The 12,902-nt window shown below is 46.5% G+C and carries 6 protein-coding genes; all 6 read left to right on the forward strand.

The features are described from left to right. The first annotated feature begins 171 nt into the window (after positions 1–171). A complete protein-coding gene (locus tag ACGHCT_RS12660) occupies positions 172–735 on the forward strand; it encodes a TetR/AcrR family transcriptional regulator (RefSeq protein WP_154262550.1) in 564 nt (187 codons plus the stop codon). 52 nt (positions 736–787) lie between these two features. Further along, the gene (locus ACGHCT_RS12665) at positions 788–1,582 is read left to right on the forward strand and encodes a MerR family transcriptional regulator (RefSeq protein WP_256281288.1); all 795 of its coding nucleotides are present in this window, start codon (positions 788–790) and stop codon (positions 1,580–1,582) included. 118 nt (positions 1,583–1,700) lie between these two features. Beyond that, entirely contained in the window at positions 1,701–3,698 is a 1,998-nt protein-coding gene (locus tag ACGHCT_RS12670) for an FAD-dependent oxidoreductase (RefSeq protein WP_154262544.1), read from the forward strand. Between the two features lie 144 nt (positions 3,699–3,842). Continuing rightward, a complete protein-coding gene (locus tag ACGHCT_RS12675) occupies positions 3,843–4,610 on the forward strand; it encodes an SDR family NAD(P)-dependent oxidoreductase (RefSeq protein ID WP_226903501.1) in 768 nt (255 codons plus the stop codon). 154 nt (positions 4,611–4,764) lie between these two features. Further along, entirely contained in the window at positions 4,765–9,408 is a 4,644-nt protein-coding gene (locus tag ACGHCT_RS12680) for a PAS domain-containing protein (protein ID WP_390436163.1), read from the forward strand. 47 nt (positions 9,409–9,455) lie between these two features. Next, on the forward strand, positions 9,456–12,893 hold the full coding sequence (locus tag ACGHCT_RS12685) for a diguanylate cyclase domain-containing protein (RefSeq protein WP_390436164.1): 3,438 nt from the start codon (positions 9,456–9,458) through the stop codon (positions 12,891–12,893). Positions 12,894–12,902: the final 9 nt, after the last annotated feature.

Raw genomic sequence — 12,902 nt, forward strand, 5'->3', positions numbered from 1 at the left:
GCCTCCTTTATAACCCTTGTTTTTTAAGAAATTATAGAGTACACTTTATATGATATGGTACAATGTGTTTGATATTATTATAGGTCAGGACAGACGAGTCAATCAAGAAACAATGTTGTCTGCCTGTATGATACCGAACAATTTGATATTTTTGTACAGGAAAGGATGACTATGGATCGAAGACAGCAAAAATCCAGAGATGCCATTTTTACAGCGTTCGGCACGCTGCTTTCCCAGAAAAGCTATACTAAGATCACCGTACAGGAGATTATCGATGAGGCGAATGTAGGGCGGAGCACGTTCTACGCACATTTTCAGACGAAGGACGAACTGTTGGGGGAGATGTGTACGGATTTGTTCGGACATGTATTCTCAGAGCATCTGGGAATGGAGAGCACCCATGACTTTTCTTTGACACAGGGAAGTCCGGATGTGGTGATTACTCATATTCTTTACCATCTCAGGGACAATAAGAGGAACATTACGGGGATTTTAAACAGTGAAAGCGGGGAGATTTTTTTATCCTATTTCAAGCAATATCTGAATCAGCTTGTTGAAAAATGTCTGCTTACCCATATGGAGAGAAAGAATACAAAGGTTCCGGAGGAATTTTTGATGAATCATATCTCGGGAAGCTTTGTCACCATGGTGCAGTGGTGGATTCGAAATGGGCTGAAACAGTCCCCGGAGGAACTGGCCAAATGCTATCTGGCAGTGATTCAACCCATACTGTAACAGGCTGTGGGAAATGAACAGCTAAAGCAGCTTTAGCTGGGGAGGAAAGAATATGCATTACGGTATTACTGACATAGCGAAGATGCTGGGGATTACCACCAGCGCCATCCGCTATTTCGAAAAGGAGCAGCTAATCAGCGCCGGTAAAGAGAAAAACGGTCACCGGTATTATGATGAGGAGGATGTATTCCGCCTGCTGTCCTATATGAAGTATCGCTCTATGGAGATTCCCATGAAACAGATTATCACGCAGTTCAGCGGCAGGGAAAATGACTGGAGAGTAATAAAAGGGAGAGTAGAGAAGGCAAAAGAGAAGGCATTGGAGAAGGCAGAATTCTACCGGAATCTGGCATCCGATATAGAACAGCATCTAAGCAGTATGGAGCTCATTGAGAGTCTTGCGGGTAAGTATGAATTTGATAAATCACCGGCTGTTATTTTTGTACAGGACAAAGCGGGAGGATGGCTTCCAAAAGACAGAAAAAAACAGATGGAAGCCCAGAAATGGGTCAAGGATATGCCGAATGTCTGTCTGGCGCTTCAAAAGGCAGAGGGAGATGAAGCAGGTTTTGGATATCTGGTATCTGCAAAGAGCTGCAGTGAGGAGCTTCTTTGTGTGGATCTGGACAAAAAAGAAATCCCGTCAGCATCCTGCGTGCATACCATTGTGAAGGCAGAAGAAGATTTTGTATACTCTCCTCAGAAATGCTTTGAAAAGCCCTTAGCATATATCGGGGAGAGAGGATTTCATTTAAAAGGAAACCCCTGGGGAAAGATTCTCCTGGTAGAAGTTGAGGAGGGACAGCATCTTCATACCTATGTAGAGCTATGGCTTCCTATTTGTTAAAGAATTCTCAATTAAGACTTGCAGGTAAAGGAGCTTTATGTGCTATAGTAAATGATAAAGATGGATCCAGTCTTTTTGCAACCAATTACTCTGCATATATAGTGAGGGATGATTCTAAATGGAAGAAAAGCATAAGATTCTTTTTGAGCCTGTGAGCATAGGAAAAGTAAAGATAAAAAACCGGTATGTTATGGCTCCTATGGGACCGGGAGGTCTCTGTGACGAGCAGGGATGTTATAACCAAAAAGGGGTAGAATATTACGTTAGGAGGGCACAGGGCGGTACCGGACTGATTATGACAGGTGTCACGTATGTGGAAAATGATATAGAAAAATGCGTTATGCCGTCAATGCCATGTCCTACCATCAATCCTCTTAATTTCATAAAGACTGCAAAACCAATGACAGAGAGAGTACACGCGTATGGAGCAAAGATTTTCTCCCAGCTTTCCGGAGGATTCGGACGCGTCAGTATACCCAGCATTGTAGGAAAAGTGGCTGTTGCTCCGTCCCCGATTCCCCATCGGTTTCTGGATGATGTCATCTGCAGGGAACTAACAGTGGAGGAAATTCATACATATGTGAAAAAGTTTGCTGAAGCTGCGGCAATCTGTAAAAGAGCAGGATTTGACGGGGTAGAGATCCATGCCGTCCATGAGGGATATCTGATCGATCAGTTTGCTATTTCCTTTTATAACCACAGAACAGACGAATATGGCGGCTCCCTGGTTAACAGGCTTCGTTTCGCTACAGAGATTGTCCAGGCGATAAAGGAAGCCTGCGGAGAGGACTATCCGGTCTCTCTCAGATACAGCCTGAAAAGCTTTGTGAAAGACTGGAGAAAGGGCGGACTGCCCGGGGAAGAATTCACAGAGGCCGGACGTGATATTGAGGAGGGAAAGGAAGCCGCAAGAATTCTGGCAGACGCGGGGTATGATGCCCTGAATGCGGATGTGGGAACTTATGACTCCTGGTACTGGAATCATCCCCCTATGTATCATGAGAAGGGTATGTACCTGCCCTATAATGAGATACTCAAACAAGCAGTGGACATTCCGGTAATCACAGCAGGACGTATGGAGAATCCGGATCTGGCCAGCGATGCGGTGAGAAATAAACAGACAGACATGGTTGCCCTCGGCAGACCTCTCCTGGCAGATCCGGATATCCCCAACAAAATTATGCGGGGAGAATTCCGGCAGGTGCGCCCATGCCTGTCCTGCCAGGAAGGATGTATGGGGAGACTGGCTGCTTATGCACAGATTTCCTGTGCAGTGAATCCTGCCTGCGGCAGGGAAAATGAGTACGGCATACCGCCTGCTCTTCATAAAAAACAAATATGGATCGTAGGGGGCGGTGTCGCCGGTATGGAAGCTGCAAGAGTCAGTGCGCTCCGGGGCCATGAAGTTACTTTATATGAGAAATCTCCAAACCTGGGCGGCAATCTGATTCCCGGAGGGGCACCCTCCTTTAAGGAGGATGACCATGCACTGATCCGCTGGTACGAACTGCAGCTAAAAATGCTGGGCGTGCACATACAAGTAAATACTGCTGTTTCCCCAGAGGAACTGAAGCAGTCGCCTGCGGATGAAATTATCCTTGCTACCGGTTCAAAGCCAAAGATGCTGTCGGTTCCCGGGGCGGAACTGCTGGCGGCAGAGGAGGTTCTGACCGGTAAAAGAGAAGCCGGCGCTTCCACGGTTGTAATCGGAGGGGGGCTGGTTGGCTGTGAGACAGCTCTTTGGCTGAAAAAGGAGAAGGGAACGGAAGTTACCATTGTAGAACTGCAGCCTGACATCTTAAGTGTAGGCGGCCCTCTTTGCTCCGCTAACAGTGATATGCTCAGAGATCTTCTTGTTTACCACGGCGTGGAAGTCCTGACCGGAAGCTGTGTCACCGGCAAATCGGCAGAGGGATGTGCCGTCAGAACGCCTCAGGGCGATAAGGTAGTAGCAGCGGATACTGTAATCTGTGCGGTAGGGTATGCATCTGAAAAGAACCTTTACGAACAGGTGAGGGAGGAGATGCCCTATGTACATCTTCTGGGAGACGCGGAACATGTCAGCAATATTATGTATGCGGTCTGGAATGCCTATGAGCTTGCGAGAAATCTTTAGGAGAAGCTGCTGCCGGGCAGTCATGTGAGCTTGACTGATTCCCGGAATTTGTATCCCTAAGATTTCTATAAATGGGAGTACGGCGAATTCTTTGTGCCCTCGGTGTCTCCTGTGATAACATAAAACAAAAAGGAGTTTTATCTTATGCAAAACGGAAACGTATTTTCATCACTCAAGGACAAGGTAGTAATTGTGACAGGCGGTACCCGCGGCATTGGCTTTGAAACCGTTCAGGCTTTCTTAGCGCAGGGAGCTAAGGTCGCCCTTTTTGGTTCCAGAGAGGAAACCGTAACACAGGCTCTGGAGAAACTGGCAGCCATTAACCCTTCTTATACGGTAAAGGGGTATCACCCCAATCTGTCTAATCCGGAAGAAATTGAAAAAACAGTTTCCGAAATCAAGAGAGAGTTCGGCGGCATTGATGTGTTGATCAACAATGCGGGAGTCAGCGATAACTGCTCTATTTACGATTATGAACGGGACCATTTTAACGATGTTATGACCATTAATTTACGCTCTGTTTTTGAAATGTCTAAGGCGGTGGCCCCCATTATGCGGGATAAGAAGAAAGGTGTAATATTAAACACCAGCTCCATGGTCAGTCTGTATGCCCAGCGTATCGGAAGTGCCTATCCTACCAGCAAGTTTGCTGTGAACGGACTGACCAAATCTCTTGCAAGGGAATTGGGGAAAGACGGTATCCGGGTCAATGCAGTGGCTCCCGGAATCATTGAAACGGATATGGTTGCGGCGCTGGATCAAAATGTCGTAAAGTCCCTGGCAGCAGGTATTCCGCTTCAGATGCTTGGAAAGCCTCAGGACATTGCCAATGCATTCTTATTTCTGGCCAGTGATATGAGTTCTTATATTACAGGTGCTGTTATCTCCGTGGACGGAGGTTTTGTCGGCTAAAAGGTTGCCGCCTGAGAGGGCGGCAACCTTTTTTATTGCACCTATTCTGTTTCTGTGCTAAAATTATACGATACATATAGGACAGAGCTATAACCAGAACTGAAAAACGCAATGACCCTAAAAATAACTGAATCATATCTAAGGGGGGAATCATATGATACAGGACAGCCCTCTATCCAGGGAACAGACGGCGGCTGTATTGGACAATATGCCGGTGGCTGTTTATGTCAGTGCAGTCGATAACTGGGAACTGCTTTTTGCCAATCGAATGGCTAAGAAGTTATTTTTACGGAAACCAGACAGGCAGGTGAATACCTGCTATTACCTGGCAGGATTCGACGAACCCTGTCCTTTTTGCCGTGCAGAACAAATGAGCCGGACAGAGCTTTTTGTCCGGGAATTTCAGCATCCGGGGAATCAACGGACCTATCAGCTCAGCGGAAAGCGGATCGATTGGGACGGCAGGCCGGCCCATATTGAATATATTATAGATATAACAGAAAAGAAAAAAGAGGAAAAGGAATCGGAAGCACTGAAAAGAGAACTGCAGAAAACTTTCAGCAGCATTTCCTGCGGTCTGAGTGTGTACCGGTTTACTGGGAAAAAGATTTTACCGGTATTTCATAATCCTGCCTTTTATCAAATTATGGGATATTCCCCTGCACATATCCGTTCTGTTGAGAATGAAACGGCATATCTGGGGGTACATCCGGAAGACCAGCCTCTGCTGGAAGAGAAAATCCGAAAAATGATTGCGGAAGAGGGAGTCCTCCAGCATACCTACCGTGTCTGGAATGATACTCTTAAAAAATACCGATGGATTCAGCTGGATGGCTCGGCGAAAGCGCAGAATGACGGAACAAAGCTTCTGTATGCAATATACAGTGATGTAAACGAACAGATCCGGCTGGAACAGGATTTGAAACAGGCAAATGAAAAAATGCAGGATATTATCAATGCTATTCCAGGGGGAGTTGCTATCTACAGGGTTTCAGACATGTTTGAAACTGTTTATTTCTCTGACGGCGTACCGGAGCTGTCGGGATATACAGTGGAAGAATACCGGGAACTGATAAAACAAGATGCGGCAACTATGATCTACCGGGAGGATACTGCTATGGTGGTATCCAAGGCAAGAGAAGTAATATTGAGCCGGGGGGTTACTAACTTTGAGTTCCGCAAGCAGCACAGAGACGGTCATATTGTCTGGGTACGGGTAAGGATAAAATGGATTGGAGAAGATGAGGGATTTCCTCTTCTTCACTGTGTATTTCACAATATTTCAGACCTTAAAGATGCCCAGCTGGAAATGGATCACCTGGTCAATTCCATCCCAGGGGGAATTGCCAGCTACAGGGTGGAAGGCAATCGATTTCTGCCGACCTTTTTTTCTGATGGGGTTGCAGCTCTCTCCGGCCATACGCGGGAAGAATACGGAGAACTGGTATGCCGGGATGCACTTGCTGTTATCTATGAACCGGACAGGGAAAGGGTTTTTACGGCGGCGCGGGCAGCCCTTGTGAGCGGGGAGAGTATGGATGTCTATTACCGTATGCGCCATAAGGATGGAAGTCTGATCTGGATACATCTGAATGGACGCCGTATGGGTCCCCTCTCTGAATCCACAAGATTCTATGCGGTATATACCGGAATGTCTGCAGAGACGCATCTGTTTCAGAACATTGCCAATGAGATGGCTGACGGCATATACGTGATTGGAAAAGAGAATTATGATCTCCTCTATGCCAATGAGTCCAAAAGTCTGTTTGCCAAAGGAGAAAACATCCTCGGGCAGAAATGTTTTACGGCCCTTCACGGAAAGAGCGGGCCTTGTGAATTCTGTACTCTCAAGACGCATACGGCGGACGGGGAAGAGCATGATATGCATGTGGACGGGACAAGCAATTATTACAGCACCCGATTCCGGGAGACAGTCTGGAATGGAATACCGGCCTATATTAAGTTTGTGCGTGATATCACAGAGGAAGTAACTATCCGCAGGGAAAAGGAACGTCTGGAACAGTATTTCCAGACGGTGGTGAAAAATCTTCCCGGCGGTGTTGCTGTGGTCCGTTACGAGAGAGACGGAACGATGACACCGGAATTTCTTTCGGATGGTTTTGCCGTTATGACGGGGATGACGCTGGAAGAAGCCTGGGAGCTTTACCGCAAGGATGCCATGGAGGGTGTACATCCCGAGGACAAGGTTTTTGTGAGGGAACAGATGACTTCTTATCTTGTCAGCGGCGCTGCCCACTGGGAGATCGCCTACCGCCTGAAAAAGGGGCGGGATGGTTATGTTTGGGTGAAGAACAGTTTGTCTGTGATCCAGAATGAAGGCGGTGAAAGGCGTGTTTATGCAGTGTACCACGACATGACCAAAGAACGGGAGGAGCAGGAGAAGTTCCGGACACAGTACAAAGAACTGCTTCTGCAGCACTACCGCACCCCGGATCCCAATGCCCTGATTGTCGGACACTGTAACATTACGAAGAGTAAAATCCTGGAGATAATAGATTACACAGATTCTGATTTGCTGAAAACCTTCGGCAGTGACCGTGAACAGTTTTTTACCGGCATCTCCGATCTTGTGGAAGATCCTGACCAAAAGAGGCAATTTTTGGATACCTATCTGAATAAACCGGCGCTGGAAGCATTCGAAAGAGGAGAAACGGAACAGAAGATGATCTGCTTTCTGAGATTTCCAAAAGAAAAGAGGGGCAGGCACGTTCAGATCAAGATGAATCTAGTCTCCACCCCCGATACAGGGGATGTGACAGGCATACTGACAGTGGCAGATATTACAGAACAGAGAATCCGGGAGATGATTCTCCGCAGATTGTCTGTTACGGGATATGACTGTGTCATGGATGTTGATCTGCTGCGGGACACTTATACGGTTTTATCCAGCAGCGAGAATGCCCGCTGCCTTCCGCCCAGACAGGGTTCTCATTCAGAACGGGTTTCCTATATGGCGGCGGAAAAAATTGTCCCCAGGGACAAAGACGCGTACAGAGACGCACTGGAGCCAGACAGGATGGTACAGCGTCTGAAAAAAGAAGGAGCTTACACCTTTGCATTCTCAATAACAGATGACAAAGGAGATATATGTACAAAAAATATGACGGTTTCAGCAATCGATCTCAGGCTTGGCCGGGTGTGTCTGTCAAGAACAGATATTACTGATTCCATCCGGGAACAGCAGGGGCTGCTCCGTGTGATTGCCTATACCTTTGAACTGGCTGGATTCATCGATCTGAGCAGCCAGAGGCTGACTCTCCATACCCGAGAGACGGTACTGCAAAATTTATCGCCCTATTTTCTGGAACATTACGATGAGGCAATCGGAAGCTTCACAGAACATTATGTACCGGAGGAAAATTGGAAATATACCAGAGAGCAATTCCGAATTTCTACAATCCTGGAGCGGCTTCAGGAAAAGCCTGGGGGATATGATTTTCTGTTTTCTTACCGGAAGGACAAAGAGGAGCGATATAAACAGCTCAACGTTATGTGGGGAGATGTTAACCACAGAACCTTATGTCTTGTGAGGGCTGATGTGACAGATATGCTGGCAGCGGAGAGAAAAGCAAAGAGGGAACTGGAGAATGCGCTTGTTTTGGCCAAAGAGGCTAATCAGGCAAAAAGTGAATTCCTGTCAGCTATGAGCCATGATATCCGTACGCCTATGAATGCTATTATGGGAATGACTGCACTTGCAGTAGCACATTTAGATGATAAAGAGAGGGTTGCCGACTGTCTGAAGAAGATATCAATCTCCTCCAAACATTTGCTCAGCCTGGTGAATGATATTCTGGATATGAGTAAGATAGAACGCTCCCAGATCACCATGAACCGTATGAGAATATCCGTATCCCAATTGGTGGAAGAACTGGCCTCTATTATGGCTCCCCAGGCAAGGGATGGGGGGCTGAACTTCACGGTACGGACGGAGGGGATCTGCCATGATGGCTTTTATGGGGATGCTCTGCGCCTGAATCAGATATTACTTAATATACTGAGCAATGCAGTCAAGTTCACCCCGGAGGGCGGAACCGTATACTTTGAGACAGAGGAGCTGCAGATCCAGACTCCCGGTAAAGTGCGCTATCGGTTCACTGTAAGTGATACAGGGCTTGGTATGTCTGAAGAATTTATGGCTCATTTATTTGAACCATTTACCAGAAGTCCCAATACTGTACATATTGAAGGGACAGGCCTTGGGCTTAGCATTGCAAAGGGGCTTGTGGAACTGATGCATGGGGAGATATCTGTGAGGAGCAGGCTTTGTGAGGGCACGGTATTCCAGGTGGAGCTGGAGTTCGAGTGCGCAAAACCGAAGGACAGCAGAGAAGATGTGAGGATATGGGCGGATGATGCGGCGGGAGACAGTAATAAAGAGTTCGCCGGCCGGCTGTTTCTGGTGGCAGAAGATAATGCAATCAATGCTGAGATTTTATGTGAGCTTCTCCGGATCTATGGAGCGGATTCTGTTGTCAAAAAGGATGGAGAACAGGTAGTGAAGGCTTTTCGCGAGGCACCTCCTCATACCTATGACGCTATCCTAATGGATATACAGATGCCAAAAATGAATGGTTACGAAGCTACCCGCGTCATTCGGAGCATGGAACACCCGGATGCAGGGAAAATCCCCATTATTGCTATGACAGCAAATGCATTTGCGGAAGATGTCCGGGCATCCGCGGCTGCCGGCATGAATGCCCATGTTGCGAAGCCAATTGATATGGAAAGGCTGAAGGCAGAGCTGAGGAAGGCTCTGAAAGCAAGGGCTTGCTGAAGAGAGATGAGATAAAGGAGTGCGGGCAGAACCCCGGGAACAAAAGAATGAATAAAAAAGATACTATATTAATTGTTGATGATATGGAATTGAATCGGGCAATCCTCAGAAATATATTTGAGGATGATTATAATCTTTTAGAGGCTGAGGATGGAGAACAGGCTGTGATTCTTGCAAGACAGTATCATTCCAGCATTGTAATCATTCTGTTGGATCTGGTTATGCCGGTGATGGATGGATATAAGGTAATGGAAGAGCTGGCCAGAAAACATCTTCTGGATGAACTCCCTGTGATTGTTATTACTGCGGAGGATTCCACGGAAAACGAAGTGAAAGCTTTTGATCTGGGCGCTTCTGATATTATTATGAAGCCTTTTGAACCTTATGTGGTAAAAAGAAGAGTTCAAAATGTCATTGAGCTGACACTCCACCGGCTGAATCAGCAGGAGCTGATTGAGGAACAGGCAGCGAAACTGCGGGAATCCAATGCAATTATGATAGATGCGCTTTCCTCCATCATTGAATACCGTAGTGTGGAAACCGGACAGCACATACAGAGAATCCGTATTTTCACAAAAATACTGTTAGAGAATGTGGCATATTCGTATCCTGAGTTTGGACTGAATGAGAGAAATATTGATATTATCGTCAGCGCCTCTTCCATGCATGACATTGGGAAGATTGCTATTCCGGATAAAATATTGAATAAACCGGGTAAGTTAACGCAGGAGGAGTTCTCTGTAATGAAGACCCACACCACAAAAGGATGTGAGATGCTGGCGAATCTGAACGGGATGAGCGATAAAGATTATCTGCAGTATGCGTACAATATCTGCCGTTACCACCATGAGCGGTGGGACGGAAAGGGGTATCCGGACGGGCTCAGGGGAGACAGTATTCCTATCTGTGCCCAGGTGGTCGGCATTGCGGACTGTTATGACGCATTGACCACAGACCGGGTATATAAAAAGGCAATATCTCCTGAGCATGCGTTCAATATGATTTTAAACGGGGAATGCGGGACATTTTCCCCCAGGCTGCTGGAATGCCTGAAGAATGTCAAAGGCCTTTTTGAGGAGTGTACCAGGGAGTATGCAGACGGACATACACCTAAAGCTGCAGATATTAAAACAATTTCCCCGGTTCTGTTTTCCCGGGAAGAGACCTTACAGATGGGGCAGCTTAAATATTTTGCAATGCTTCAGTATACAGATGCCACAGTAATGGAAATGGATTTGGACAATGGCGTGTACCATGTGGTATATACCTCCGGCAGAGAGTTTGAGACACTGAAAACAGGCAAACGGTTTGAGAATTCCATTCTGCATTTTATTCAGGAATCTGTCCACCCGGAAGAACAAAAGCAGCTGCTTTCCTTTTTCGGCAGAGAGATGGAGGATTTCTTTGTAAACGGCCTGAGAAAAAGCAGCGTGAAATGCAGGATATACAGCTCGGGAAATGAAGCATACTATTGGTGTATGGTTACACTTGTACGCATTGAAGTCAATAATCCATACAGCAGGAAGGCAATGGTTATCTGGGATAAACGCTCAGCGGAAGAAACAGAGCTGCCCAGAGACGGGAGGAAGAGAGATAAGCTATTTTCAGTGGGAGTACTGGACAGCCTTCTGGGCGGTGTTCAGACCTGCAAAAATGATAAATGGTTTACAATTCTTCAGATGAACAGCGGTCTGAAGGAACTTCTGGGATATACAGAGGAGGAGATTCAAAACCAGTTTCAGAACAGGTATCTTAACTTTATATATCCCAAAGACAGAGATATGGTACATACAAAGATACAGGAACAGCTGACAAAAGGTAACTTTGCTGAACTGGAATACCGTATCACTGCAAAAGACGGATCTGTTTTGTGGGTACTGGACAAACGATGCCTGATGAGCAGAATCGGGGAGGAAGAGTATTTCCTTTATGTTCTGGTTGACATTACCCAGCTGAAAAAAGCACAGGAAGAGCTGCGTCTGACGCTGGAGCGTCACCAGATTATTATGGAGCGCTCCAACGACATTATTTTTGAGTGGGACATAGAAAATGATACGGTCTCCTATTCAAATAATTGGGAAAAGAAATTTGGCTATCAGCCGGTCAGGGAGGAGGCAACAAAGAAAATTCCAAAAGCTCCCCACTTACACCCCAAAGATCAGACCTGTTTTTTGCAGCTGATTCATGATATGAAAAATGGTATTCCTTACTCTGAGATAGAATTCCGGGTGGCAGATGCAGGGGGCAGGTATCGGTGGTGCAAAATTCGGGCAGCTGCTCAATTTGACAGTGCAGGCCGCCCCTTCAAGACAGTGGGAGTAGTCACAGATATCGATGAGGAAAAGCGTGCTTCCCAGATCCTTTTGGATGAGGCCCAAAGGGATGGACTGACAAAGCTTTATAATAAAAGCTCAGGGAGGAAACAAATCGAAGGGCTTCTCAATGTTAAAGAAAAAGGGACCCCGGCCGCTATGATGATTATTGATTTGGATAATTTTAAGCTGATCAACGATACCTATGGGCATATGTTCGGAGACGTTGTGCTTCAGGAATTTGCCGGAGAACTTGTTCAGCTGTTTCGGGATCAGGATATTATCTGCCGCATAGGTGGAGACGAGTTTCTGATCTTTATGGAAAATGCCCCAAAAGAGGCGGTAAGTATAAGGGCACGTAAAATTATTGAGGCATCCCATCGGATGTTCCGTGAAAATGCTATATCGTATACTCCTTCCTGCAGCATAGGTATTGGGAGCTATCCAGAGGACGGCACAGACTTTGAGACCTTATTCCATCACAGTGATGTGGCTCTGTATGATGCAAAAAAAAGAGGAAAAAATACATATTCATTTTATTCCCCTTCTATTTTGAACTGTCCATTCAATATGTCGGCCGTTAAGCCAACGGTAAACACCCGGATCGAATCAGAGACAGCACCGGCACAGGTGATGTACCGGCTGATTGAAGATGCGTTTACTATTTTATACGAATCAATTGCCCCGGAAGATGCGATTGCCTGTATTTTGAAAATGGTAGGAAGAGAATTTGCGGCGAGCCGTACCTATATTTTTGAGGACAGCGGGGACGGGAGAAGCACCAGTAATACCTTTGAGTGGTGCAATGATGGGATAGAATCTCAGAAGGCGAATCTCCAGAACTATGCGTATGACAATCTTGGGGGCCGGGAGCGCTATATGGCCCTGTTTAACGAGGAGGGAATATTTTACTGTCCCGATGTGGAACAGCTGTCAGAGGGGTATCGGGAGATGTTCAAAGCACAGGGGATTCAGTCTCTGCTCCAGTGCGAAATCAGAAGAAATGGAGCATTTGCGGGATTTGTAGGCCTCGATGACTGTAAAATAAAAAGATTCTGGCTGAAGGATCAGATTTATGCGCTTAGCTTTATAGCGAAGATGCTGTCAGTATTTCTCGCTGAAAAGCGGGAGAGGAGTGGAAACCAGCACTCCCTTCCCGCTGAGAAGGACTGATATGACGAA

The sequence above is a fragment of the Lactonifactor longoviformis genome, from assembly GCF_042848515.1.
Classification (GTDB): domain Bacteria; phylum Bacillota; class Clostridia; order Lachnospirales; family Lachnospiraceae; genus Lactonifactor; species Lactonifactor longoviformis.